At 67.3% G+C, this 25,657-nt stretch carries 24 protein-coding genes; 13 read left to right on the forward strand and 11 right to left on the reverse strand.

Translation table 11 applies throughout. The annotated features are described in order from the left end of the window. Positions 1 to 121: 121 nt before the first annotated feature. Positions 122 to 547, reverse strand: coding sequence for an organic hydroperoxide resistance protein (locus AVT10_RS10365; RefSeq protein WP_066690672.1), 426 nt, complete (start codon positions 545 to 547; stop codon positions 122 to 124). Between the two features lie 101 nt (positions 548 to 648). Between AVT10_RS10365 and AVT10_RS10370 the strand changes: the two genes are divergently transcribed. The 4 genes from AVT10_RS10370 to AVT10_RS10385 all read left to right on the forward strand — a co-directional run bounded on the left by AVT10_RS10370 (position 649) and on the right by AVT10_RS10385 (position 4,687). Continuing rightward, on the forward strand, positions 649 to 1,089 hold the full coding sequence (locus AVT10_RS10370; protein WP_066690674.1) for a MarR family winged helix-turn-helix transcriptional regulator: 441 nt from the start codon (positions 649 to 651) through the stop codon (positions 1,087 to 1,089). A 42-nt stretch (positions 1,090 to 1,131) separates the two neighbouring features. Further along, positions 1,132 to 2,379, forward strand: coding sequence for a putative DNA modification/repair radical SAM protein (locus tag AVT10_RS10375; RefSeq protein ID WP_066690677.1), 1,248 nt, complete (start codon positions 1,132 to 1,134; stop codon positions 2,377 to 2,379). A 183-nt stretch (positions 2,380 to 2,562) separates the two neighbouring features. Then, positions 2,563 to 3,039, forward strand: coding sequence for a hemerythrin domain-containing protein (locus AVT10_RS10380; RefSeq protein ID WP_066690680.1), 477 nt, complete (start codon positions 2,563 to 2,565; stop codon positions 3,037 to 3,039). 268 nt (positions 3,040 to 3,307) lie between these two features. Next, positions 3,308 to 4,687 carry a UdgX family uracil-DNA binding protein gene (locus AVT10_RS10385; protein ID WP_066690683.1) on the forward strand — a complete coding sequence of 460 codons (1,380 nt, stop codon included), beginning with the start codon at positions 3,308 to 3,310 and terminating at the stop codon, positions 4,685 to 4,687. A 452-nt stretch (positions 4,688 to 5,139) separates the two neighbouring features. On the opposite strand, the gene AVT10_RS10390 is transcribed toward AVT10_RS10385, so the two are convergent. The 6 genes from AVT10_RS10390 to sdhC form a co-directional block, all read right to left on the reverse strand. Further along, a complete protein-coding gene (locus tag AVT10_RS10390) occupies positions 5,140 to 5,784 on the reverse strand; it encodes a nucleotidyltransferase family protein (RefSeq protein WP_066690686.1) in 645 nt (214 codons plus the stop codon). Further along, positions 5,774 to 6,682 carry an XdhC family protein gene (locus tag AVT10_RS10395; RefSeq protein ID WP_066690689.1) on the reverse strand — a complete coding sequence of 303 codons (909 nt, stop codon included), beginning with the start codon at positions 6,680 to 6,682 and terminating at the stop codon, positions 5,774 to 5,776. The genes AVT10_RS10390 and AVT10_RS10395 overlap by 11 nt, the downstream gene beginning before the upstream one ends. A 154-nt stretch (positions 6,683 to 6,836) precedes the next feature. Then, on the reverse strand, positions 6,837 to 7,406 hold the full coding sequence (locus tag AVT10_RS10400) for an ATP-dependent Clp protease proteolytic subunit (RefSeq protein ID WP_066690692.1): 570 nt from the start codon (positions 7,404 to 7,406) through the stop codon (positions 6,837 to 6,839). A 519-nt stretch (positions 7,407 to 7,925) separates the two neighbouring features. Next, complete coding sequence (sdhA, locus tag AVT10_RS10405; RefSeq protein WP_066690695.1) at positions 7,926 to 9,743, reverse strand: succinate dehydrogenase flavoprotein subunit; 1,818 nt, start codon at positions 9,741 to 9,743, stop codon at positions 7,926 to 7,928. Continuing rightward, positions 9,743 to 10,129, reverse strand: a complete 387-nt coding sequence (sdhD, locus tag AVT10_RS10410; protein ID WP_066690698.1) for a succinate dehydrogenase, hydrophobic membrane anchor protein — start codon at positions 10,127 to 10,129, stop codon at positions 9,743 to 9,745. The genes sdhA and sdhD overlap by 1 nt, the downstream gene beginning before the upstream one ends. Further along, on the reverse strand, positions 10,129 to 10,548 hold the full coding sequence (gene sdhC, locus AVT10_RS10415; RefSeq protein WP_066690700.1) for a succinate dehydrogenase, cytochrome b556 subunit: 420 nt from the start codon (positions 10,546 to 10,548) through the stop codon (positions 10,129 to 10,131). The genes sdhD and sdhC overlap by 1 nt, the downstream gene beginning before the upstream one ends. Before the next feature lie 236 nt (positions 10,549 to 10,784). Here sdhC and AVT10_RS18985 point away from each other — a divergent pair, with 236 nt between their 5' ends. Both AVT10_RS18985 and AVT10_RS10425 read left to right on the forward strand, forming a co-directional pair. Further along, positions 10,785 to 12,134 carry a methyl-accepting chemotaxis protein gene (locus tag AVT10_RS18985; RefSeq protein WP_232307966.1) on the forward strand — a complete coding sequence of 450 codons (1,350 nt, stop codon included), beginning with the start codon at positions 10,785 to 10,787 and terminating at the stop codon, positions 12,132 to 12,134. Positions 12,135 to 12,318: 184 nt separating this feature from the next. Continuing rightward, positions 12,319 to 13,254, forward strand: a complete 936-nt coding sequence (locus AVT10_RS10425) for a 50S ribosomal protein L11 methyltransferase (RefSeq protein WP_066690702.1) — start codon at positions 12,319 to 12,321, stop codon at positions 13,252 to 13,254. Between the two features lie 29 nt (positions 13,255 to 13,283). Here the strand turns inward: AVT10_RS10425 and phhA are convergent, their stop codons facing one another. Continuing rightward, a complete protein-coding gene (gene phhA / locus AVT10_RS10430) occupies positions 13,284 to 14,150 on the reverse strand; it encodes a phenylalanine 4-monooxygenase (RefSeq protein ID WP_066690704.1) in 867 nt (288 codons plus the stop codon). 48 nt (positions 14,151 to 14,198) lie between these two features. Here phhA and AVT10_RS10435 point away from each other — a divergent pair, with 48 nt between their 5' ends. Together AVT10_RS10435 and AVT10_RS10440 are read left to right on the forward strand one after the other, a co-directional pair. After that, positions 14,199 to 14,831, forward strand: coding sequence for a TIGR02117 family protein (locus AVT10_RS10435; protein WP_232307967.1), 633 nt, complete (start codon positions 14,199 to 14,201; stop codon positions 14,829 to 14,831). Continuing rightward, positions 14,822 to 15,538 (forward strand): esterase/lipase family protein, encoded by a 717-nt coding sequence (locus tag AVT10_RS10440; RefSeq protein WP_232307968.1) that lies wholly within the window; start codon positions 14,822 to 14,824, stop codon positions 15,536 to 15,538. The genes AVT10_RS10435 and AVT10_RS10440 overlap by 10 nt, the downstream gene beginning before the upstream one ends. Before the next feature lie 144 nt (positions 15,539 to 15,682). Here the strand turns inward: AVT10_RS10440 and AVT10_RS10445 are convergent, their stop codons facing one another. Further along, positions 15,683 to 15,931, reverse strand: coding sequence for a hypothetical protein (locus AVT10_RS10445; protein ID WP_066690710.1), 249 nt, complete (start codon positions 15,929 to 15,931; stop codon positions 15,683 to 15,685). Positions 15,932 to 15,944: 13 nt separating this feature from the next. Then, complete coding sequence (locus AVT10_RS10450) at positions 15,945 to 16,955, reverse strand: glycerophosphodiester phosphodiesterase (RefSeq protein ID WP_066690903.1); 1,011 nt, start codon at positions 16,953 to 16,955, stop codon at positions 15,945 to 15,947. An 88-nt stretch (positions 16,956 to 17,043) separates the two neighbouring features. On the opposite strand from AVT10_RS10450, the gene AVT10_RS10455 reads away from it, so the two are divergent. The 5 genes from AVT10_RS10455 (at position 17,044) to zapE (ending at position 23,071) form a co-directional block, all read left to right on the forward strand. Next, positions 17,044 to 17,553 (forward strand): 2Fe-2S iron-sulfur cluster-binding protein, encoded by a 510-nt coding sequence (locus tag AVT10_RS10455; protein WP_084401588.1) that lies wholly within the window; start codon positions 17,044 to 17,046, stop codon positions 17,551 to 17,553. Beyond that, on the forward strand, positions 17,550 to 18,527 hold the full coding sequence (locus AVT10_RS10460) for an FAD binding domain-containing protein (RefSeq protein ID WP_066690712.1): 978 nt from the start codon (positions 17,550 to 17,552) through the stop codon (positions 18,525 to 18,527). Before AVT10_RS10455 ends, AVT10_RS10460 begins: the two co-directional genes overlap by 4 nt. Beyond that, a complete protein-coding gene (locus tag AVT10_RS10465) occupies positions 18,524 to 20,743 on the forward strand; it encodes a xanthine dehydrogenase family protein molybdopterin-binding subunit (protein WP_066690715.1) in 2,220 nt (739 codons plus the stop codon). Before AVT10_RS10460 ends, AVT10_RS10465 begins: the two co-directional genes overlap by 4 nt. A 268-nt stretch (positions 20,744 to 21,011) precedes the next feature. Then, positions 21,012 to 21,791 (forward strand): succinate dehydrogenase iron-sulfur subunit, encoded by a 780-nt coding sequence (locus AVT10_RS10470; protein WP_066690718.1) that lies wholly within the window; start codon positions 21,012 to 21,014, stop codon positions 21,789 to 21,791. 176 nt (positions 21,792 to 21,967) lie between these two features. After that, on the forward strand, positions 21,968 to 23,071 hold the full coding sequence (gene zapE, locus AVT10_RS10475) for a cell division protein ZapE (RefSeq protein ID WP_066690721.1): 1,104 nt from the start codon (positions 21,968 to 21,970) through the stop codon (positions 23,069 to 23,071). A gap of 154 nt (positions 23,072 to 23,225) precedes the next feature. Here the strand turns inward: zapE and hrpB are convergent, their stop codons facing one another. Further along, entirely contained in the window at positions 23,226 to 25,649 is a 2,424-nt protein-coding gene (hrpB, locus tag AVT10_RS10480) for an ATP-dependent helicase HrpB (RefSeq protein ID WP_066690723.1), read from the reverse strand. Positions 25,650 to 25,657 lie beyond the last annotated feature (8 nt).

Consider the following 25,657-nt stretch of genomic DNA (forward strand, 5'->3'; position numbering starts at 1 on the left):
GTTCGGCGATGCGGCGTCCGAGGGAGCGAACCACCGCATCGTCTCGATCGTCAGCAAGCCTCGTCTCCCGCATCCTCACTTGCGCAAGGCATAGGCGAAGCCGATCACCGCTGTCGAACGATCAGGCGAGCGTCAGGCCGACATCGACATTACCGCGAGTCGCATTCGAATAGGGGCAGATGCCGTGCGCGGTGTCGATCAACGCTTGCGCCTGCTGCGGATCGACGCCGGGCACCGCCACTTTCAGGTCGGCGGTGATGCCGAACCCGCCGAGCGAACGCGGGCCGATGCCGACGGTCGCGGTGACGGTCACGTCGTTCGGGACCTTGATCCCCAGCTGCTGCCCGGCGACCTTCATCGCGCCGATGAAGCACGCGGCATAGCCCGCCGCGAACAGCTGTTCCGGATTGCTGCCGTCGCCGCCGGCACCGCCCAGTTCGCGCGGGGTCGACAGCTTGACGTCGAACCGGCCGTCCTCGCTGCGCGCATGGCCTTCGCGACCCCCGGTGGCGGTGGCGGTGGTGCTGTACTTGACGTCGATCGACATGGCGGATGCTCCATTTGTTTATCGCGATAAGTAAATAGCGTTACCCGGCTGGGCTGTCCAGTATTATTTATCGCGACAATCATTCATGCTATATGCCCGGCATGGACAAGCCCCTGCCCCTCGACGAACAGCTCTGCTTCTCGCTCTACGCCGCGACGATCGCGATCAACCGGACCTACAAGCCGATGCTCGACCGGATGGGCATCACCTACCCGCAGTTCCTCGTCCTGCTGACGTTGAGCGATTCGGAGGACGGACTGACCATCGGCGCCATCGCCGAACGGCTGTCGCTGGAGCCGAGCACGATCACGCCGCTCGCCAAGCGGATGGAGGCGGCGGGGCTGGTCGACCGACTGCGCAATCCGGAAGATGAACGCCAGGTACTGGTACGGTTGACCGAAGCGGGGCGCGCGCGCTGGGCGGAGAGCGGCTGCTTAGCGCCAACCGTCGTCGCGCGCAGCGGGATGACGCCGGAACGGTTGATCGCGCTTAATGGCGAAGTGACCGCGTTGCGCCGTGCATTGGACGCGGCGCTCGGCTGATTACCCCTTGGCGTTCAACGTCTTGGAACATATATCGAACATATGGCGCAGCTCGACACCCGTGCGAAACTGGCGATCCTTGCCGATGCCGCGAAATATGATGCGTCCTGCGCGTCGTCGGGCACGGCCAAGCGCCATTCGCGCGACGGGAAGGGAATCGGGTCGACCGAGGGGATGGGCATTTGCCACGCCTATGCGCCCGATGGTCGCTGCATCTCGTTGCTCAAGATCCTGCTGACCAACAGCTGCATCTTCGACTGCCATTACTGCATCAATCGCAAGTCGTCGAACGTCCGTCGTGCGCGCTTTACCGCGCAGGAGGTCGTGGCGCTGACGCTCAGCTTCTATCGGCGGAACTATATCGAGGGGCTGTTCCTGTCGTCGGGGATCATCGGGTCGTCCAACTATACGATGGAGCAGATCGTCGAGGTCGCGCGGTCGTTGCGCGAGGACCATGATTTTCGCGGCTATATCCACCTGAAGACCATTCCCGATGCCGATCCCGAACTGGTGCATCTGGCCGGGGTCTATGCCGACCGCGTGTCGATCAATGTCGAGCTGCCGACCACCGGCGGGCTGAAGCGGCTGGCGCCGGAAAAGTCGGCGACGCAGATCGAAGGGGCAATGGGCAAGGTCGCGCACGACATCGCGGACGGTCGCGACGCGCGAAAGCGGTACAAGTCGGCGCCGAAATATGCGCCGGCGGGGCAGTCGACGCAGATGATCGTCGGCGCCGATGCGGCGACCGACCGCGATATCGTCGGCAAGGCGTCGACGCTGTACGACCGCTACGGTCTGCGCCGCGTCTATTATTCGGCGTTCAGCCCGATCCCCGAGGCGTCCGCCGTCCTGCCGCTGCAACGCCCGCCGCTGATGCGCGAGCACCGCCTGTACCAGTCCGACTGGCTGATGCGCTTCTACGACTATCGTGCCGACGAGGTGCGCGCGGCGGCGGACGATGCGACGGGGATGCTGCCGCTCGACATCGATCCCAAGCTCGCCTGGGCATTGAAGTTCCGCGATCGCTTTCCGGTCGACGTGAACCGCGCGCCGCGCGAGATGCTGCTGCGCGTGCCGGGGCTGGGGGTGAAGGCGGTCAACGCGATCCTGACCGCACGGCGTTGGCGGCGGCTGGCGCTGGCCGATGTCGCGCGGCTGACCGTGTCGATCGCCAAGCTCCGGCCGTTCCTGATCGCCGATGACTGGCGGCCGGTCCTGCTGGCGGACCGCGCGGAACTGCGGCCGGTGGTGGCGCCCAAAAAGGCGGACCAGATGGAGTTGTTCAGCTGAACCGCCGTCATCCCGGCGGAGGCCAGGATCCATGGTCACGACCGATATCGATAGAAGCGCGCCGTTCCGTGTCCATGGATTCTGGCCTTCGCCGGAATGACGGGTGGCGGTGAAAATCCCTCGCAAGAGAAACCTCCGCGGATCGCCGCCGTTGGTCGGTGCGAACCAGCAAAGGAATTTCCCATGGCCGACGCCCGCATCTATGCCGACCTGAAGGCCGATCACGACCGGCACCGCGACCTGTTGAAGCGCATCGACGCGGCCACGGGCGACGAGCGTGCCGAACTGTTCGAGGAATTTCGCGTCGAGGTGTCGGCCCATGCCGCCGCGGAGGAGGAGGCGCTGTACGCGACGATGCTCGCCAATCCCGATCTCCGCGACGAGGCACGCCATTCGGTGTCGGAGCATAAGGAAATCGACGACTATCTGGGCGAGATCGCCAAGCTGGACGCCGGCAGCAACGAATGGAACGAGCGCTTCGCCGAGATGCGCCACCGCTACGAGCATCACATCGACGAGGAGGAGGAAGAGATGTTCCCCGCCGCCGCCGAGGAACTGAGCGATGCCGAGGAAGCGCGCATCGCCAAGGTGTTCGAGGACCGCAAGCCCAAGGAACTGGAGATTGCCGAGACGTCGGAAGCGGGCGACGACCGCGACTAGAGCCTGAAGGCCTGGTTTTGACCCGTCGTGATTGCCCTGCGCCGTTCGTCGGCAAGGAGTACCGTGCAGCGTGGGCACCTTGCCCGGGCAAGCGGTGCGACGACGTCCGGCGGGCGGCGCAGGGCAACCGCGAAGCGGCGGGCCGATGCAGGCCTGTGGTGGCGTCGCTCGTCAGTCATGGGGGCAAGGCCCCGCTCCTTCCTCACTCCTATCCACCGATCCGCATCGGCTCCGTCCCGATGGGGCAAAACCAGGCCTTCAGGCTCTAATGCGGGTCGCGGCGCTGGCGGCGGCGGATGATTTCGACGGGTGGCGCGATGCCGCCCGGTCGCTCGCCGCGCAGCGCGTGTCCCCGGCGGAGGTGGTGTGGCAGGTCGGTGACCTGCCCACCGACCTGTTCGGCGACGAGGCGATCGTCGTCGGCGACGCCCCCGCCCCCCGCGTGCCCCGAGCGTTCATCGATCTGGCGCGGACGGTGGCGATGCACGCCGACCCGGAGCGATTCGCGCTGCTCTATGCGATGCTCACCCGCCTGATCGATCAACCCCGCCTGATCGACGACAAGGCCGATCCGGCGATGCGGCGGCTGGAGGAGATGGCCAAGGCGGTCCGGCGCGACATTCACAAGATGCGCGCCTTTCTGCGCTTTCGCGAGGTCGAGGAAGAGGGCGGCACCCGCTTCGTCGCGTGGTTCGAGCCGGAGCATCATATCGTCCGCCACAATGGCCGGTTCTTCGTCGACCGGTTCGCGGCGATGCGCTGGTCGATCCTGACGCCCGAGGTGTCGCTGCACTGGGACGGCGAGACGCTGTCCGAAGGGCCCGGTGCCAGCAAGGCCGACGCCCCCGACGGCGACCCGGTCGAGGAGGCGTGGAAGACCTATTACGCGTCGATCTTCAATCCCGCCCGGCTGAAAAAGGGCGCGATGCTGAAGGAGATGCCGCGCAAATATTGGAAGAACATGCCCGAAACCGCGCTGGTCCCGGCGCTGATCGCGGGGGCACAGGCACGCGAGGCGGCGATGATCGAGACGGCACGAGCGGCTCCCGGTGGCAATAGCGAGGCGGCGTGGGCGGCGCTGCGTGACGAGGCGATGGGCTGCCAGCGCTGCCCGCTATGGAAGCCGGCGACGCAGACGGTATTCGGCGAGGGGCCGGTGGATGCCGATATGATGGTCGTCGGCGAGCAGCCGGGCGACCAGGAGGATCTGGCGGGGCGCCCCTTCGTAGGCCCGGCGGGACAGATGTTCGACCGGGCGATGGCCCAAGCCGGGATCGATCGGTCGCGAGTCTATGTCACCAACGCGGTCAAGCATTTCAAGTTCGAGCCGCGGGGCAAGCGGCGCATCCATGCCAAGCCCGGCGTGGGCGAGATCGATGCCTGTCGCTGGTGGATCGAACAGGAGCGCGGCATTCTCCGCCCGCGCATGACGGTGGCGCTGGGCGCGACGGCGGCGCGGTCGCTGACCGGCAAGACGGTGACGATCTCGCGCGAGCGCGGGCGGGTGCTGACCTTGGCCGATGGCGGGATCGGCTGGATCACGGTCCATCCGAGCTATTTGCTGCGGCTGCCCGATAAAATCCAGGCAGAAGAAGAGTTTGCACGGTTCGTCGAGGATTTGAAGGGTGCGGCGGCGGCGATGGCGTGAGGCCAAAGTTCACTAAGTTCACACTCGTCGCGTTGTTGTGGTGGTAGCGATTCCTCCCGTTTGAACTGGGCGTCATGCCGGCGGCGGCTGGCATTTTTCCGTTACCGGGGGCGGCAGGAGCCGCTTGAGGCCCCAGCCTTCGCTGGGGCGACGTTTGGGGGCTGACGGTGAGAAAGATCGTTTTCACGCGAAGGCGCGGCGGCGCGGAGTAGAAAAAAGGGCTGTTTTTCGCGCAGAGGCGCAGAGGGTGAAGAGGGGTTGTGGAGCGGGCGGCGTCAGTCTGTCTGGCAAAGCCCTTCTCTTTCGGCTCCCCCCATAGAGAGCCGCGGTCGCGGCGAGCGCCACCTCTCTGCGCCCTCCGCGCCTCTGCGCGATCAAATCCTTCCTTCTTCTCCCCGCCTCCGTGTGAACCCATTCCCGCGAGCCTACCTAAAGCACCCGCTGTAGGAAAATCATTCCGGGCGCGGATGCCACCACGGCTCAGGCTGCGGCAGGGTGATCGCGTCGTGCTGATCCGGGGCCTCGGCGATGGCGCGCAGGCGGTCGAGGTCTTCGGGGGTGTCGATGTCGATCAGTTCGGCCGGCGTCGTTACGACATGGCGACCGGCGCGGACGAGGTCGCGGGCGCCGGCATCGCCTTCGAGCGATTCGAGGAAGTCGAAGCGGCCCGCGCCGAACACGGCCGGCGGGCACGGCCTCGTCCCGTCGCTCGACGCGACTACCGCGTCCGCATCGTCGCGGGCGGTGTCGAGCAGGCGATAGACATGGGCGGCGGTGATGCGCGGCATGTCGGCGAGCGCGATCACCACGCCCTTCGCGCCCTTGGCCCGCGCCGCGCGCAGGCCGAGCTGGACGGAGCGCGACATGCCCGCCGCGGGGTCATCGTTGACGATAACGTCATAGCCGCGCGACGCGAAGTCGAGCTTCGTCCCGTCGATCACCGCGACGCGGTCGAGGAACGGGATCGCCTCCAGCGCGGTCACGACATGATAGGCGACCGGCTTGTGCAGGAATTCCTGCGCCAGCTTGTCGGCATCGCCGAAGCGCTGCGAGCGCCCGGCCGCCAGCAGGATCAGGACGGTATCTTCAGCGCGCATGGAAGCTCCTTACCATGGCCGCCGCGATCGACAGCGCGATTTCGGACGGGCCGATCGCCCCGATGTCGAGCCCGACCGGACCGTCGATCCGCTCAAGCCCCTGCGCCCCGGCAGCGGAGATGCGTTCGAGCCGCGCGGCGTGGCTGCGCCGCGATCCCAGCGCGCCGATATAGGCGGCGGGGGATTTCAGCGCCTCGATCAGCGCGGGGTCGTCGATCTTCGTATCGTGGCTGAGGGTCACGACGGCAGTGGCGGCATCGGGCTTCAACGCCTGCAATGCCTCGTCCGGCCAGCGATCGTCGAGGGTGACGCCGGGGAAGCGCTCTTCGGTCAGGAAGCGGGCGCGCGGGTCGATGACGGTGGTGGCGATGCCCAGTTCGCGCGCCATGCCCGACAGCGCCTGCGCGATCTGTACCGCGCCGACGATCAGCAGGCGGCGCGGCGGGTCGTAGCGGTTGAGGAACGCGCCCTCCGTCTCGCCGATGCTGGTGCGACCGGTGGTGCGATCGGTCGACAGGGTGATGGCGCGTCCTTCCGCGCCCGCCGCGTCGATCGCGTCGAACAGCACGGGGTCGAAGCCCTCCGGGTCGACGCGCTGGACCATGACCTCGATCTCGCCGCCGCAGGGCAGGCCGACTTCCCACGCGGCGGCGTCGGCCACGCCATAGCGTTTGATGGCGAAGGGCGCGCCGGCGATGACGTCGGCGGCGGTGGCGAGGATGTCGCTTTCGACGCAGCCGCCCGATACCGATCCTTCGAAACGGCCGTCCTGATGGACCAACATGTGGCTGCCGCGCGGGCGGGGCGCGGAGCCCCAGGTCGAGGTGACGGTGGCCAAGGCAAGCGGCGCGCCTGCCCAGTCACGGGCGGCGGTCAGGATGGTGTCGTTGTCGGCCATGATGTTCCGATGATGGGGGAATTTCGGGCGCGTGGCCAGTGGCGTGGTGCTGCCCCTTGTCGTACCCCCGCGCAGGCGGGGGTCCAGGGCGTCGAACGCTACCGTTGCGTTGCCTGGCTCTGGACCCCCGCCTGCGCGGGGGTACGGAAAGATGTCAGATCACATCCAGCACCAGGCCGCGTTCCTTCGCTTCCTCGGCACCGATATACCAGTTGGCCGGGGCCTTCTCGACCAGTTCCTCGAACGGGACCTGCGACCCGGCGACGATCGCGCGGAAGCCCTCTTCCTCGATCTCGACCGAGGTTTCGATCTCGTGCAGCTTGGCCTTCAGCGTCGCGACCAGCATCTTCAGCGGGCCGGACAGTTCGATGGTGCTGGTCATCTGCCGCTCGTGCAGCATCAACCGGGTGCCCTTGGTCAGGAAACGCTTGTTGACCTGGAAGGCCGACATGAAGGTCGATCCGGCGGAATAGACCGCGACCTTGCCGAGGAACAGCGCCTCGCGGCCGGTATAGTCGCGGAGCAGGCGGATATCGTCGCCCATCGCGCGGGCGACTTCGGGATCGCCGCCGAGCGTCGAGATGGAGACGACGAGCGGGCCTTCTGCGGGGGCGTTCAACAGTTGCTCGCGGAAATTGGCGTACATCGCATGGTCGACCGGGCCGGTCAGATGGATGTGCGGGCGGGCGAGCAGCGGATAATCGTTGACGTTGGTGTCGGACATGACGGGCGTTCCCTCTGGCGTGGTCGGCGGCGGAACCGGGGGGAGCGGGGTTATGTTCCGGGGATGGGTCGTTGGCGGGAGAAGAAAGTTCAGAGGCTCGCGCGGAGGCGCGGAGGCGCGGAGACGCGGAGGGGTTTCGTGTCTGGCGGGCGGGCCGTGTCGTTGCGGCATTCGGGTTCGTGGGGAGAGATGGAGAGAGGCTCGCTGGCGCGAGGAGCGTTACCTCTCCCCATCGTCACCCCGGACTTGATCCGGGGTCCCGCTGCTTAACCCCGTCGAACAGAAGAAGAAGCGGGACCCCGGGTCAAGCCCGGGGTGACGGGGGTGGGCAGGTTGGCGTCGGGTCGCGACCGCTCCGCTTGCGGAACCCTCCGCATCTCCGCGCCTCCGCGCGAACCCCTATCTTCTGCGTCCTTTGTGCCTTCGCGAAACTCCAACTCTTCTTCGCGCCTTCGCGTGAATCAAAAAGGGCGACCGGTCCGCACCGATCGCCCTTCCCTCAACCGTTTGAAAACAGGCTCAGTACACCCGCTTCTTCGGCTTGATATATTCGATCTCGTCGGTCAGCGTATAGTCGTGCACCGGGCGATAATCGATCGCGGTGGTGCCGAGCGTGCCGCCCCAGCCGTCGAAGGTCGCGATGGTGTGCTTCATCCAGTTGGCGTCGTCGCGGTCGGGGAAATCCTCGTTCACGTGCGCGCCGCGGCTTTCCTTGCGGTTCTGCGCCGACTTGATCGTCACCATCGCCTGCGCCAGCAGATTGTCAAGCTCGAGCGTCTCGACCAGATCGGTGTTCCAGATCAGCGACTTGTCGGTGACGTGCACGTCGGCGAACGAGCGATAGATATCCTCCATCATCGTCACGCCTTCGTTCAGCAGCGCGTCGTCGCGGAACACGGCGCAGTGCTTCTGCATCGTCTTCTGCATGTCGAGGCGGATCTGCGCGGTCGGCTTGCTGCCGCTCGCGTTGCGGAACTTGTCGAGGCGAGCGAGCGCCAGGTCGGCCGATCCTTCCGGCAGCGGCTTGTGCGGGGTGTTGGGCTTCAGGGTTTCCTTGAGCCGCAGACCCGTCGCACGGCCGAACACGACCAGATCGATCAGCGAGTTGGAGCCGAGGCGGTTGGCGCCGTGCACCGACACGCAGGCCGCTTCGCCGACCGCGAACAGGCCGGGCACGACCGCGTCGGGGTTGCCGTCCTTGATGGTCACGACTTCGCCGTGATAGTTACACGGGATGCCGCCCATATTGTAATGGACCGTCGGCGTCACCGGCAGCGGCTGGCGGGTCAGGTCGACACCGGCGAAGATCTTGCCGGTTTCGGTGATGCCCGGCAGGCGTTCGGCCAGCACCTTGGGATCGATATGGTCGAGGTGCAGGAAGATATGGTCGCCGTCCTTGCCGACGCCGCGCCCTTCGCGCATCTCCATCGCCATCGACCGGCTGACGACGTCGCGCGAGGCAAGGTCCTTGGCCGAGGGGGCGTAGCGTTCCATGAACCGCTCGCCATCCTTGTTGGTCAGATAGCCGCCCTCGCCACGCGCGCCCTCGGTGATAAGGACGCCCGCGCCATAGATGCCGGTCGGGTGGAACTGGACGAATTCCATGTCCTGCAGTGGCAGGCCGGCGCGCAGCACCATGCCGCCGCCGTCGCCGGTGCAGCTATGCGCGGAAGTCGCCGAGAAATAGCAGCGGCCATAGCCGCCGGTCGCCAGCACCACCGAATGCGCGCGGAAGCGGTGGATCGACCCGTCTTCCATGCACAGCGCGATCACGCCGCGGCAGACCTTGCCCTCGGGCGTGTCCTCCATGATCAGGTCGAGCGCGAAATATTCGATGAAGAAGTCGGCGTCATACTTCAGCGACTGCTGGTACAGCGCGTGGAGCATGGCGTGGCCGGTACGGTCGGCGGCGGCGCAGGTGCGCTGCACCGGGGGGCCTTCGCCCATATTCTGCATATGGCCGCCGAACGGACGCTGGTAGATCGTCCCGTCCTCGTTGCGGCTGAACGGCACGCCGGCATGTTCCAGCTCGATGACCGCAGCGGGCGCCTCGCGGACCATATACTCGATCGCGTCCTGGTCGCCGAGCCAGTCGGAGCCCTTGACCGTGTCGTACATGTGCCACGACCAGTGGTCGGGCGAGTTGTTGCCGAGGCTGGCGGCGATGCCGCCCTGCGCGGCGACGGTGTGCGACCGCGTCGGAAACACCTTGGTGATGCAGGCGGTCTTCAGGCCGGCTTCGGCGATGCCCATGGTGGCGCGAAGGCCGGAACCGCCCGCGCCCACGACGATCGCGTCATAGGTGTGGTCGATGATCTTGTAAGCGTCGGTGGCCATTATGCGGGCGTCCCGGTGAAAGCGATGCGGAGGATCGAGAAGGCGGCGAGCAGCCATCCCGCGCCATAGACGAGGTTCAGCGCGATCAGCGCGACGACGCGCGTTTCGTCATGCTGATAATCCTCGATCACGGTCTGCAGGCCCATCTTGGCATGGTAGAAGACCGAGGTGGCGAGCAGGATCAGCGGCACCGCGCCCCATGCCGACGACACCCACGCATAGACGGTGTCGTAATCATAGGCGGGCAGCAGCGCGAGCGAGAGCACGAACCACAGCATGAGGACGAGGTTCGAGACCGCCGTCAGCCGCTGATGCCAGAAATGATGCGCGCCGGCCTTGGCCGATCCCAGGCCGCGCACGCGGCCGATGCTGGTTCCGTTACCCATCAGTGCTTCCCCACCAGCAGCCAGGCCCACAGCGCGGCAGTCGCGCAGGCGGCGAACACGATCGTCGCGACCGCGCTCTGCCGGTTGCCCTTCAGTTCGAAATTCGCGCCGATATCCATGAAGAAATGACGCACGCCGTTGCCGATATGCTGGAACAGCGCGAAGCTGAGACCGATGCCGACCAGATAGCCGATGGGCGCGAACGGACCGGTGAACCACGACAGGAAGCGGGCATAGCTGTCCTCGCCACCCGACAGCGCGGCCAGCCACCACACGAACAGCGCGAGGCCAACCGTGCCCATGGCGACGCCGGTCGCGCGGTGCAGGATCGACACCAGCATGTTCGGCCCCCAGCGCCAGACCTGGAGATGGGGCGAAACGGGGCGGTTTTTCGGGCGGACCATGGCCAAGTCGGACATTCCTCAAAGCAGCGCGCGCAGCCACGTCGGGCGGATGCGGATTTCCAGCGATTGTGGCCTATCTACGCACCCGCCCCGCCGATGCAAGTCTGCATGCACGAAAGGGCCGGCCCCGGCATTGCGCGAACGACGCCCGACCCGTGGTCAACCGACTGTTAACGCCTGCACGTTACCCCCGGCAGCTACAGGGGTCCGCCGTGCCAGTTGCGGGCGCCAGCGAACAGGGGAAGCGAATCGTGGGGACCAGGAAGCTGCCGGCACCGGAAAGCGTGAGCCGGACGATCGATCTGCAAGAGCGCCTGCACCTGTTCAACATTTCCGCCGAAGACGTGGCCGCCGCGCGCGAGCTGTGGACCATCATCGAACCGCATGCCCGAGAAGTCGCCGCCGCGCATTTCCAGCAGTCGCAAAAGGTCGGCGGGGCGAACAGCATGCACCGCAACTACGACCGGATGATCGAGCTGGGCGTCGCCTATCTGCGCAACCGCTTCACCAACCTGACCGGCCTGGCCTGGGTAGAATCGTGCGAGCGGACCGTCGCCAGCGCATTCGCCGCCGACGTCACGCTGACCGCGATCCTGTCGATGGGCGATGCCGGCGCGCGCACGCTGCTGGACGTGCTGCGTCGCGGGATCGAGGACGAAGCCGCGTTCCGCTATGCCGCCGAGCTGCTGTTCCGGCTGCGGTCGCTGGAATCCGAAGTGTTCGTGTCGCTGTTCAACGCCTATCTCCAATACGATCTGCAGGAATCGCGCGACCAGCTGGCGCATGAGTTCCGCGACAATATCGGCGCGACGGTCGAGCGGGCGAGCCGCGAGAGCGACACGCTGCGCATCCATGCCAGCCGGTCTTCGGCCAATGTCCGCGGCATGCTGGGCAAGGCGTCCGAAGTCGCCGCCGCCGCCGAACAGTCGGCGGTCGCGATGCGCGAAGCCGCCGCCACCTCCGCCGGGCTGATCCGCGCGATCGAGGATGCGCGGATGGAGGTCGAGGCCGCCGCCGAGATCGCCACCCGCGCGTCGGAACAGGCCGGCACCGCCGTCGGCATGTCGGAAGCGCTGTCGGACCATGCCAAGTCGATCGAATCGATCCTGGGGCTGATCCGCGACATTGCCGGGCAGACCAACCTGCTGGCGCTCAACGCCACGATCGAGGCCGCCCGCGCGGGTGATGCCGGCCGCGGCTTTGCGGTGGTGGCGCAGGAGGTGAAGAGCCTCGCCAGCCAGACCGCCCGCGCGACCGACGACATCGCCGCCAAGATCGCCGCGATCCAGGCGGCCACGCGCTCGACGGTCGAGACCAACGCATCGATCCGCTCGACCGTGACCGAAGTGCAGGAAAGCGCCAACCGCATCCGCAGCGCGATGGAGGTGCAGGCGCAGACCGTGACCGCGATCACCGCCGCGGTCGACGAAACCGCGCTGGCCGCCGATTCGATGTCGTCGACCATCGCCGCGATCCGCGAGGATACCGAAACGGTGGCGTCGGAAATCGACCGGGTCGGCGACGGCTTCTTCTTGCTGGACGGCGAGCTGGGCTCGCTCAAGGCGAGCACCGTCGAGTTCATCAGCAAGGTCGCCGCGTAAGCGCGGCACCCCCTGCCCCCGGACCTGGTCCGGGGTTCCGCCTCCTACGGACAGCACCAACAGGAGCGGGACCCCGGATCAAGTCCGGGGGATGTTGCCTTGATCGGGCCGCGCATTGAATGTCCCCGCGCCCGCGCCTACACCGCGCGGCCATGGCATCCCCGACCCTGACGGCTCCCGCACGATGAGCTGGAAACTCACCCTCCCCTGCACCCGCGCCGAGGCGGAGACGATCGATGCAGCCGAGGATTTCGGCATCGATCCCGCGCCGGTGCTGATGACCACCGAGACGGTCGAGGACGATACCGAGACGTGGCGGCTGGACGCCTATTTCGAGGCCGAGCCGGACGATGCCGCCATCGCCGCGATCGCCGCGCTGGTGCCGAGTGCGGCGGGCACGCCACCGCAGGTCGAGGCGCTGGGCGACGAGGATTGGGTGACGATGAGCCAGGCGGGGCTGGAGCCGCTGCATGTCGGGCGCTTCTTCGTCCATACCGCCGCCTATGCCGATGCGGTGCCGGCGGGCGCGCGGGCGTTTTTGATCGATGCCGGACGGGCGTTCGGGACCGGGCACCACGAGACGACCAGCGGGTGCCTGGCGATGCTCGACCGGATGGCGGACCGGGATTTCCGGAACGTCATCGACCTGGGCACCGGGACCGGCCTGCTCGCCTTTGCCGCGCGCGAGCTGTGGCCGACGGCGCGGGTGATCGCGACCGATATCGATCCCGTCGCGATCGACGTGACCGCGGTGAATGCGACGCTGAACGCGGTCGATCGGGTCGAACTGGTGGTGGCCGATGGCGCGCTGTCCGACGATATCACCGCGGCGGCGCCGTACGACCTGTTGATCGCCAACATCCTTGCCGGGCCGCTGATGTCGATGGCGCCGGAAGTGGCGGCGATCGCCGCCGCCCACGCGACGATCGTGCTGGCCGGGTTGCTGGAGACGCAGCGCGCGGATGTGGTCGCGGCCTATGCGGCGTGCGGCTGTTCGCTGGAGGACGTCGACCGGCGGGGCGACTGGAGCGTGCTGCGGCTGACCGCCGGGGCCGAGCGGTTCGTGCCGACCGCGCCGATCGATCCCAAGGGCCGCGACGGGTGGGCGTTGGATTTGTGAGATCCTCCCCGCGCAGCGGGGAGGAGCTTTCAGGCCTTCGACCGGGCGTAGTGCTGCGTGCCTTCGGTGACGACGTCATCCTTCGGTAGCACCTCATCCACCGCAATCTCCTGCTCCTCGCGGATCGCTTCGTAGACCGGCGCGAAGTCGGTCTCGACGGTCAGGCGCAGCAGTTCGTCGAAGCTGGGGATGACGAAATAGGTCTGCTGGAAATCGTCGATCCGGTAATCGGTGCGCATCACGCGGGCGAGGTCGAGCATGATCCGGTTGGGGCTGGGATCGTCGAGCGAGAAGCGGGTCTCCGACGCGCTCGACACGATGCCGGCGCCATAGATGCGCAGGCCCTCCGGCTCCTGCACCAGCCCGAATTCGACCGTGTACCAGTAGAGCCGCGCCAACTGCTTGAGCGAGCCGAGTTCGAGCGCGCGCAGGCCGCCGCGGCCATAGGCGGCCAGATAGTCGGCGAAGACCGGGTCGGCGAGCATCGGCACATGGCCGAACACGTCGTGGAAGACGTCGGGTTCCTGCAGGTAATCGAGCTGGTCGGGGCGGCGGATGAAGTTGCCGGCGACGAAGCGGCGATTGGCCATGTGGGTGAAGAAGACGTCGTCGGGCACCAGCCCGGGCACCGCGACCACCCGCCAGCCGGTCAGCGCCTCCAGCCGGTCGGACAGTTCCTCGAAATCGGGGATGCCCGATTCGGACAGCTTGAGCGCATCGAGCCCGCGCAGGAACGCGTCCGACGCACGACCGGGCAGCAACTTCATCTGCCGCGCATAGAGCGTGTCCCACGTCGCATGGTCTTCGGCGCTATAGGCGTCCCAGCGCTGCGGGATCGTCCAGTCGGCATTGGCCCCGGCGGGCGGGCGGTCGAGTACATGGGTTTCGCTTGCCATCCGCAAATAGTAGCATGGGAAACGATGCGACGGAAATGGCTGCGCCGAATGGCTGGTATGGTGGGCGCGGTCGTGCTGACCCTGCTGCTGTACCTGTTCGCCGGGCTGGTCGGCGGGGCGATCCCGGCGGGCGGACAGGCACCGCCGGCGCAGGGCATCCGCATCTATGTCGAGGATAACGGCATCCATACCGGCATCGTCCTGCCCAAGCATGCCGCGGGCATGGGGTTCGACGATCTGGTACGGGCAGGCGATCTGGCCGATCCGCGCTATACCGGCCATGGGTGGCTGTCGATCGGCTGGGGCGACCGCGCCTTTTATCTCGGCACGCCGAGCTGGGCCGATGTCCGGCCCGCGACCATCGCCGCCGCCGCGATCGGCAGCGATGCGGTCGTGATGCATGTCGGGCACCTGCCGGAGCCGGTAGGCGAGCCGGGCGTTTATCCGGTGATGCTGACGCCCGACCAATATCGCCGGCTGGTGGCCGCGATCCGCGCGAGCTTTGCCGCGCGGACCGACCCGGTGCATGGCTATGGCCCGTCCGATGCCTTCTACGTCGCGCGGGGGCGCTATAGTGCGGTCGAGACGTGCAATTCGTGGACCGGGCGGATGCTGCGCGCGGCGGGCGTGCCGATGGGGCGGTGGACGCCGTTTCCGGTGACGGTGACGGCGTGGCTGTAGAAACCCTGCCCCCGCCCCCGCTCGGCCAGTTCCTGATCGAGACGCCGCGCGCCGCGCTGGCACTGGCCGGCGTGCCGTTCCGGTGGCGGCAGGCGTTGGCGGGGGTGCCGCGTGCCTCCGGAGAGCCGGTGATGCTGCTGCCCGGCCTGTTCAACAGTGACCGGTCGATGACGATCATGGCGCGCTATCTGCGCGACTTGGGCCACGCGCCATCCGGCTGGGGATTGGGTCGCAATTTCGGGCAGCGCAGTATCGGGACGGATGCGAGCGCGCTGATCGACCGGGTCGATGCTCTGGCACAGGTGGCCGGTCGGCCGGTGGCGATGGTCGGGGTCAGCATGGGGGGGATCATGGCGCGGCTGGTCGCGCATCGCCGGCCCGATCTGATCGAACAGGTGGTGACGGTCGCCAGCCCCTATGCCGGGCCGGCGCGATCGACGCGGGTGTGGCGGCTGTACGAATGGATCAGCGGCGAATCGGTCGACGACCCCGCCGTGTTGGCGCTGGCCGACGAAGTGCGCCGGCCGCTGCCGGTTCCCGCCACCGCGATCTGGAGCGCCAGCGACGGGCTGGTTAATGGCCTTGGCTGTCATGCGCCGGGTGAACCGGGATGCCGCGCGGTCGAGGTGGTGAGCAGCCATTATGGCGTGCAGACCCGGCTGATCGTGCTGCGCGCGGTGGCGATGGCGCTGGCGGGGAATCGGTAGGATTTGCTGTTCGTCATACCCCGCCACGGACGTCACCCCAGCGCAGGCTGGGGTCTCCCGGTTATCGGGCGGGACAGGATCCGCGAGAGACCCCAGCCTGCGCTGGGGTGACGTTTGGGACGAGCGCCGATTCTCGGTGACCGCTCAATCGTCGTTGCGGCGTCGTTCCTCCCGCCGACGCCGCGCTTCTTCCTTGCGCATTTCGCGGCCCTCGCGGGCTTCCTTCTTGCGCATCTTGCGGCCGTAATTGCGGTCGGCTTCCGACTGGCTGGTGGTGGTCCAGTCGATCACCTGCGCGCCGGCGCGGACCGGAGCGGTCGCGACGTCCCATACCGTGCTGACGCACCCACCGGTCAGCGGCGCTACCGCCAACACCATCCACGCCAGTCGCATCGGTTCCGAATCCTCAATAGGGTTTGTCGCGTATCTGCGCCCCGATTAGCGGGTAATCGGTGAAGAAACCATCGACGCCCGCCGCGACCGCATCGGCGATCTCCTGCCCGATCCGGCCGTGCGTCGCGGGATCGCCCGGCACGCGATACGCTTCGGGCAAGAAGATATTCTCGGCGCGGTACGTCCAGGGATGGACGCGCAGGCCCGCCGCATGGGCGTCGCGGACCAGCGGCTTGCCGCCCGCGATCATGACCTTGTTCGGGCCGATGCCCCAGGCATAGGTCGCCACCGCCTTCAACCCCGCCGGGGTCGCCATCGTCGCATAATCGTCGACCGGATGATCGGCCGGGCCGCCGGTGTCGTTCATCAGCTGGATCAGGCGGATTTTGGTCAGTTTCTTCAGCGCCTTGAGGTTGTTCACCTCGAACGACTGGATGAACACCGGCGCCGTGGCGCTGTCCCAGCCGGCGGCGCGCAGTTCGGCGACCAGCCGCGCCTCCATCGGATGGCCGATCAAGGCGAAATAGGTCGGGTGCTTGGTTTCTGGGTAGATGCCGATGGTACGGCCGGTCGCGGCGGTGGCACGCTTGGCCAGCGCAATGACCTCGGCGAGGGTCGGCACCGGTTGCCGGCCGTCATAAGCCTTGTTGTCGGGACGCAGCAGCGGCAGGCGTTCCTTCGCGCGCAGCGTGCGCAGTTCGGCGAGGGTGAAATCCTCGGTGAACCAGCCGGTCATCGCCACGCCGTCGATAGTCTTGGTCGTGCGGCGAGTGGCGAATTCAGGATGCTCGGCGACGTCGGTAGTTTCCGAAATCTCGTTCTCGTGCCGGGCGACGAACACATTGTCCTTCGTCAGCACGAGGTCGGGTTCGATGAAGTCCGCCCCCTGTTCGATCGCCAGTTCATAGGCGGCGAGCGTATGTTCGGGGCGCGATCCGCTGGCGCCGCGATGGGCGATCACGATCGGCGTCCTGTCGAGCGGAGCCTCTGCCGTCACCATCGTCGCCCCCAGAATTCCCGCCATCACCAACCCCAACATCTGCGACCCTCTCGCAACAGGAAACCCTTTGGTTGGCGAACGTTAGCCCTGACGACCAACGGAGCGCGCCCTCATGCAATTCACCATCAACGGACAGCCGTATCAGGCGGAGGCGGACATCCGCACCTCCTTGCTCGACCTGCTGCGCGAACATCTCTCGCTCACCGGCAGCAAGAAGGGCTGCGATCATGGCCAATGCGGGGCGTGCACCGTGCTGGTGAACGGCCGCCGCATCAATGCCTGCCTCACGCTCGCCGTGATGCATCAGGATGACGACATCGTGACGATCGAGGGGCTGGGCACGCCCGAGGACCTGCATCCGCTGCAGGCCGCGTTCGTCAAGCATGACGGGTTCCAGTGCGGATACTGCACGCCGGGGCAGATCTGTTCGGCGGTCGGCATGCTGGACGAGGTAAAGAAGGGTTGGCCGAGCCATGTCAGCGCGGACCTCGACGATCCCGATTTCACCGACGACGAAATCCGCGAGCGGATGAGCGGCAATCTGTGCCGTTGTTCGGCCTATCCCAACATCGTTGATGCGATCCGCGAGGTTGCCGATGCCGAGGTGGAGACGGCGGCATGAAGTTGTTCAACTATGCCAAGGCGGACAGCGCCGAAGCCGCGGTCCGCGAAGGCGGGATCAGCGACACGAAATTCATCGCGGGCGGGACCAACCTGCTCGACCTGATGAAATTGCAGATCGAGACGCCCGCACGGCTGGTCGATATCAGCCGGTTGCCGCTCGACCGGATCGAGGAGATGGATGGCGGCGGCATCCGCATCGGCGCGCTGGTGCCCAATTCCGACCTGGCGGCCGATCCGATCATTCGCGAACGCTATGAAGTGCTCAGCCGCGCGCTGCTGGCCGGCGCGTCGGGGCAGTTGCGCAACAAGGCATCGACCGGCGGCAACCTGCTGCAACGGACCCGCTGCTATTATTTCTACGAGACGGCGGCGCGCTGTAACAAGCGGGTGCCGGGATCGGGTTGCGACGCGAAGGAAGGCTTCAACCGCATCCTCGCGGTGCTGGGTACCAGCGAGCATTGCATCGCGACCCATCCCAGCGACATGGGCGTCGCGATGCGCGCGCTCGACGCGACGATCGTGACGCTGGGCGGCGATGGCGAAAAGCGAAGGATCGCGATCGGCGATTTCTACCGCCTGCCCGGCGACACGCCCGATGTCGAGAATGTGCTGCGGCAGGGCGAGTTGATCACCCATATCGAACTGCCGCCGGCTCCCGAGGGCAGGCAGACCTATCGCAAGGTGCGTGACCGGGCGTCTTATGCCTTCGCCCTCGTGTCGGTCGCCGGGATCGTGGCGGTCGGGAACGGCAAGATCACTTCGGCCCAACTCGCCTTCGGCGGCCTGGGGCCGATGCCGTGGCGCGACGAAGCGGTCGAGCGGGTGCTGGTCGGGCAGGCGCCGTCGGACGCACTGTTCGCGGAGGCCGCCGACGTGCTGCTGCGCGACGCGAAAGGCTACGGCTGCAACGACTTCAAGATTCCTCTGACCCGGCGCACGCTGATCGCGACGCTGCGGGAGCTGACCGCATGACCCAGAACGCATTGCGCATGGACAAGCCCGTCGACACCAGCCTGCTCGACAGTGGCGTGCAGGGGATCATCGGCAAGGGGATCGAACGGATCGACGGTCCGCTGAAGGTGGCGGGCAAGGCGACCTATTCCGCGGAATATGAGTTTCCGAACCTCGCTTACGGCTTCCTCGTCCGCGCGCCCTTTGCCGCCGGTACGATCACGTCGATCGATGCGGAAGGCGCCAAGGCGCTGCCGGGCGTCATAGACGTCGTCGTCGACCTGAAGACCTTCATCCGCAACGCGCAGCAGGGCGGCGAGACCGAGGCGCCGACGCAGGGCGTCAAGGACGTCGCCTATTTCGGCGAGCCGGTCGCGATCGTCGTCGCGGAGAGCTTCGAGGTGGCGCGCGACGCGGCGCAGCTGGTGTCGATCCGCCATGAACCGACCGAGGGAGTGTTCACCTTCGACGACCATGTCGACGACGCGATCAAGCCGCCGCCGGGATCGATGCCGCCCTATCACGAACAGGGCAATCTCGACCGGGCGATGGCCGAGGCGGCGTTCACGGTGGACGATGTGTGGCGCACCCCGTCGCAGAATTCGGCCGCGATGGAGCCGCATGCATCGATCGCGCTGTGGGACGAGGACGGGCTGACGCTCTACGGGTCGCTGCAGATGCCGTCGTCGGACAAGCAGCAGCTCGCCAAGTCGCTGGGCGAACGGCAATCGAAGGTGCGGATCGTCGCGCGCTATATCGGCGGCGGTTTCGGGTCGAAGCTCGGCATTTCGCCCGATACGGTAGCCACCGCGATCGCAGCGAAGGCGGTCGGCCGGCCGGTCAAGACGGTGATGACCCGGCAACAGGTGTTCGACGCCACCGTGCGCCGGTCGAACACGCAGCAGCGCTTCCGCCTTGCCGCCGATGCCGAGGGGCGGCTGACCGGGATCGGGCATGAGACACTGTGTTCGAACCTGCCGGGCGAGGGTTATTTCGAGCCGGCCGGACAGGCGACCCAGTTCCTCTATGGCGGCGAAAACCGGATCATCCGCCACGATCTGGTCGAGCTGAATCGCACGCTGTCGGGATCGATGCGCGCGCCGGGCGAAGCGGTCGGGCTGCTCGCGCTGGAAAACGCGATGGACGAGCTGGCGGAGAAGATCGGGATCGATCCGGTCGAGTTGCGTCGCCGCAACGATCCCAGTCGCGATCCGCAGAAGGACGTGCCCTTTTCCACCCGCTCGCTGACCCGCTGCCTCGACGCCGGGGCGGAGGCGTTCGGCTGGGATCAGCGCAACCAGACGCCCGGTGCGAAACGCGATGGCGACTGGCTCATCGGGCAGGGCATGGCATCGACCACCCGCACCAACATGCTGCAACCCAGCGAAGCGCAGGTGTCGATCGGTCCCGACGGGCGGGCGCTGGTCGAAACCGACATGACCGATATCGGCACCGGCACCTACACCATCCTCGCCCAGATTGCGGGCGAGATGCTCGGCCTTCCGGTCGAGCGGGTCGAAGTGCATCTGGGCGATACCAAGTCGCCGCCGGGTGCCGGATCGGGCGGATCATGGGGTGCCGGCAGCAGCGGGTCGTCGGTCTATCTGGCGGCGCAGGCATTGCGCGAAAAGCTGGCCAAGGCGATGGACGTCGACGCCGACGACCTGACGCTCAAGGACGGTCACGCGATCGCCGGCAACCGCCGGGTGCCGATCGGCGATCTGGTCGGCGAGGGGCTGACCGCCACCGGATCGATCGAACCGGGCAAACAGGAGAAGGAAACGACGCAGGCCAGCTATGGCGCGCATTTCTGCGAGGTGAAGGTCCACGCCGTCACCGGCGAGGTGCGGGTCACGCGCTGGCATTCGACGTTCGAGGCCGGGCGCATCCTGAACCAGCAGACCGCGCGGTCGCAGTGCATCGGCGGCATCGTGTTCGGTATCGGCACCGCGCTGACCGAGGAACTGGTCCATGACGATCGCGACGGGCGTATCGTCAACCACGACCTAGCCGAATATCATGTGCCGGCGCATGCCGACATTCCGCCCATGGACATCGCCTTCCTCGACGAACGCGATCCCCATGCAAATCCGCTTCATGCCAAGGGGATCGGCGAGCTGGGCATCGGCGGTGCGGGCGCGGCGGTGTTGAACGCGATCTACAATGCGACCGGGGTACGGGTCCGCGATTACCCCGCGACGCTGGACAAGTTGCTGGAAGGATTGCCGGCCGTCTGAGCAAGGCTCCTCCCCATTGCATGGGGAGGGGGACCGCCGCCGAAGGCGGTGGTGGAGGGGGTTCGCCTCGCAACGCAACGGTTTCGTATGCGGCCCGCCCCCTCCACCAGCTTCGCTGGTCCCCCTCCCCGCAAGCGGGGAGGATCGTAAGAAGCCTACCCCTATGGGCAATTTTCCCTTGTTCGCGTTTGCGGCATCCCCACCTGTCATGTATCTGACCCGCAGACCGGGTGGAATTGCCACCCCCTGACCGAACCGAGCGAGTATCATGGCCGAATTCCGTTTGCCCAAGAACAGCGTCGTCAAGAAGGGCACGACCCACAAGTCGGCGACCTCGGGCCGGATCAAGAAATTCAAGGTCTATCGCTACGACCCCGATTCGGGACAGAATCCGCGCTACGACGATTTCGAGATCGATCTGGACGAATGCGGTCCGATGGTGCTCGACGCGCTCATCAAGATGAAGTCGGAGCAGGACCCCTCGCTTACCTTCCGCCGGTCGTGCCGGGAGGGGATTTGCGGGTCGTGTTCGATGAACATCGACGGTCGCAACGGCCTCGCCTGCACCACCGCGATCGAGGATATCAAGGGCGATATCCGCATCACCCCGCTGCCGCACATGGACGTCATCAAGGACCTCGTGCCGGACTTCACGCATTTCTATGCGCAGTACGCATCGATCAAGCCGTGGCTGCAGACCGTGACCCCGGAACCCGCCGGCAAGGAACGGCTCCAGTCGCCGGAAGACCGCAACAAGCTGGACGGGCTGTACGAGTGCATCCTGTGCGCCTGCTGCTCGACCTCCTGCCCGAGCTATTGGTGGAACAGCGACAAGTTCCTGGGGCCCGCGATCCTGCTGCAAGCCTATCGCTGGCTGGCCGACAGCCGCGACGAGATGACCGGCGAGCGTCTGGACGAGCTGGAGGATCCGTTCCGCCTGTATCGTTGCCACACGATCATGAACTGCGCGAACGTGTGCCCGAAGGGGCTGAACCCCGCCAAGGCGATCGCCGAGATCAAGAAGATGGAAGTCGAGCGGATCATTTGATTCGTTCGGGCGGTGTTGCACGCACCACCCGTTCGTCCTGAGTAGCGGCTGAGCCTGTCGAAGACGCGTATCGAAGGACCGCTACCGTTGGCGACGATCCTTCGATACGCCCTTTCGACAAGCTCAATGGCTACTCAGGATAAACGGAGGGGTCATTCACCGGGAATGATCCTGCCATGACCGTCCTCACCCGCTACGACCACCTCGTCGCCGCCGGCGAACTCCGCCCCGATCCCGAACAGCGCGCCGCCGCCGAGCGGCTGTCGCGCCTCGCCACCGAACTCGACTCGCCGCCCAAGCGCGGCCTGTTCGCGCGCCTGACCGGCAAAGATGTCGCTCCCCCGCGCGGCGTCTACCTGTGGGGCGGGGTCGGGCGCGGCAAGTCGATGCTGATGGACCTGTTCTACGACTGCGTCGCCACCGGGCCCAAGCGCCGCGTCCATTTCCATGCCTTCATGATCGAGGTCCATGCCCGCCTCGCCACCGAGCGCGCCAAGGAAGCGGGCAACCCGGTGCCGCCGGTCGCCGAGGCGCTGGCCAAGGACCTGAAGCTGCTCGCGTTCGACGAGATGGTCATCAACAACACCGCCGACGCGATGGTGCTCTCGCGGCTGTTTACCGAGATGATGACGCATGGCGTGACGATGGTGGCGACGTCGAACCGGCCGCCGGTCGATCTCTACAAGGACGGGTTGCAGCGCGACAGCTTCCTGCCGTTCATCCATCTGCTCGAATCGAACCTCGACGTGCTGCCGCTGAACGGCCCGACCGATTATCGCCGCGACCGGCTGGGCGCGGTCGATACCTGGCTGGTGCCGAACGGCCCGGCGGCGACCGAGGCGCTGTCGGCGGCGTTCTTCCGCCTGACCGATTATCCGGTCGAGGATGCGGCGCATGTCCCGTCGTGCGACCTCGATATCGGCGGGCGTACGCTGCATGTGCCCAAGGCGCTGAAGGGCGTCGCGGTCTTCAGCTTCAAGCGGCTGTGCGGCGAGGCGCGCGGCGCGCCCGACTATCTGGAGGTGGCGCGGACCTTTCACACCGTCATTCTGGTCGGCATTCCGGTCCTGGGCCCCGAGAACCGCAACGAAGCGGCGCGGTTCGTGACGCTGATCGACGCGCTGTACGAATATCGGGTGAAGCTGCTGGCGGCGGCGGACGCACAACCGGGTGACCTGTACCCGACCGGCGACGGGCGGTTCGAATTCGACCGGACGATCAGCCGGTTGGAGGAGATGCGATCGGAGGAATATCTGGCCAAGGGGCATGGCGAGGGGTAGCGGCTCCTACCCTTTCCCCGTCTGCTTCGAGCGCAGGTTCGAGCCTGTCGAGAATCGAAGTCGAGAAGGGGTTACCCCAAACGACCCAGTTCTCGACTGTTGCTTCTCGACAGGCTCGAAGCTGCTCGAACCGAACGGGGTGGTGCGGGTGACGTCACCCCCGCCGCGCATCCGCCTTCTTCGTCCTCAGCGTCGCCGACGCCGCCGCCGGATCGTCGGGCCAGGGATGGCGCGGATAGCGGCCGCGCATTTCCTTCGACACGTCGCGCCATGATCCCGCCCAGAAGCCCGGCAAATCCTTCGTCGTCTGGATCGGCCGCCCCGCGGGGGAGGTCAGGCTGAGCGTCAGCGGCTGGCCCGCGACCATCGGATGCGTCGCCAATCCGAACAGTGCTTGCACGCGCAGTTCGACGCGCGGCCCCCCTTCGGCGGCATAGTCGATCGCGTGGCTCGATCCGGCGGGACTTTCGAAGCGGGCGGGCGCAAGGCGGCGGACCTGTTGCATCCAGTCCCAGCCCGCCTGTTGCTCCAGCGCGTCGTGCAGCCCGGTCACCGCGTCGAGCCGGCGCTTGCCGGCCAGCAACGGTGGCAGCCAGTCGTCGATCGTAGCCGTCAGCGCGTCGTCGCCGAGCGGATCGGGCTGGCCCAGCATCGCCGCGACATAGGCCGAACGGCGGCGAAGAGCATCCGCCCCCTCCCATGGCAAGAGTGAAAGGTCGCGCCGCGCACCTTCGGTCAGTGCCGCGACGATCTCGTCCGGCGACGCTGCGGCATCGGGACCCGACGACAGCCGGATCGCACCCAGCCGGCGTTCGCGGAGCGCCACCACGCCGCGCGTCGCGGGGTCGAAGGTGACGCTGCGCCGCGTCTCGATCCGATCGCCGAACAGTTGCTCGACGGTCGCCTGTTCGATCGCCACCGCCGACAGGATGCGTGCGCCGGCCGCCTGCCCCTGAGTCTCCGCGACCGCCAGCCATTCGGCCGATCCGAGCGCGGCCGCGTCCAGCGTGAAGCCGCGCCCGCCGACCGAGGCCCAGCGTTCGCCCGACACGTCGCGCCGTCTGGCGATCCGGTCGGGAAAGGCTAGCGCGACGCTGCGCGCCAGGGCATCGGCGGGAGGATCGTCGCGGCCCTTCACCAGCTTGCGCCAGCGCTCGGCCAGACGGCGCGACGCTTCGGCCCGCTGCCCGCGCTCGGTCCGCCAGCGACGGCGGCGCTGGTCAAGATCGGTGTCGTTGCTGCCGAGCCCCCGCTCCCCCAGCAGCACCGCGACCTCCGCCGCCGCGCCCGCAAAGCCACCCTCCCCCGCTCGGATCAGCATATGGGCGAGGCGCGGGCTGAGCGGCAGCGCGGCGATGGCAAGGCCGTGCGGCGTCGGGCGGCCATCGCGGTCGATCGCGTCCAGCGTGGCAAGACGCGTGCGCGCCTCCTCGACCGCCGCCGCCGGCGGGGGGTCGAGCCAGCGCAACGTCGTCGGATCGGTGACGCCCCATTTGCCGCATTCGAGCACCAGCGCCGACAGGTCGGCCTCCAATATCTCGGCCGGGTCGAAGCGCGGCAGGCCGGCGGTGGCGGCAGCCTCCCACAGGCGATAGGCCACGCCCGGCCCCTGCCTTGCGGCACGCCCCGCGCGCTGGGTGACCGCGGCTTGGCTCGCCCGCTCCGTGGTCAGCCGCGTCATGCCCGCCGACCGGTCGTAGCGCGGACGGCGGGCGAGGCCGGAATCGACGACGATGCGGATGCCGTCCAATGTCAGCGAGGTTTCGGCAATGCTGGTCGCCAGCACGATCTTGCGCCGGCCTTGCGGATCGGGGGCGATGGCGGCGCGCTGTTCGGCCGGCAGCAGCGTCCCGTGCAGCCGGTGCAGCACCGCGCCCTCAGGCACGGCGATGCGTTCGGCGGTGCGTTCGATCTCGGCAACGCCGGGCAGGAAGGCGAGGATGCCGCCTTCCGCTTCGGTGAGCGCGCGGCGGATCGCAGCGGCGACCGAGTCCTCGATCCGGGCCTCGGCATTGCGACCGATATGGCGCAGGTCGAGCGCGTAGGAACGCCCCTCGCTCTCGATCACCGGTGCATCATCCATCAGCGCAGCGAAGCGTTCGCCGTCCAACGTCGCCGACATGGCGAGGATGCGTAGGTCGGGCCGCAGCGCCGCCTGCGCGTCGAGCGCAAGGGCGAGGCCGAAATCGCTGTCGAGGCTGCGTTCGTGCACTTCGTCGAACAGCACTGCCGATACGCCGGCCAGTTCGGGATCGGCCTGGATACGGGCGACGAAGATGCCCTCGGTCATCACCGTGACGCGGGTCGCCGCCGACCGCTTGCTGTCCATGCGGGTGGCGTAGCCGAAGGTCTGGCCAACGGGTTCGCCGCCGGTTGCGGCCATCCGCTCGGCCGCAGCGCGGGCGGCGATGCGGCGGGGGGAGAGGAGCAGGATTCCGCCGGTCGCCCATGGTTCGGTCAGCAGCGCCGGGGCGACAGCGGTGGTCTTGCCCGCACCCGGCGGGGCGACGAGGACGGCGGAGGTGCGGTCGCGCAGCGTCTCGAGGATGCGGGGCAGGACGGCGTGGATGGGGAGCATGGCTTCCT

Origin of the sequence: Sphingomonas hankookensis (assembly GCF_001619955.1) — a bacterium.
GTDB classification, from domain to species: domain Bacteria; phylum Pseudomonadota; class Alphaproteobacteria; order Sphingomonadales; family Sphingomonadaceae; genus Sphingomonas; species Sphingomonas hankookensis_A.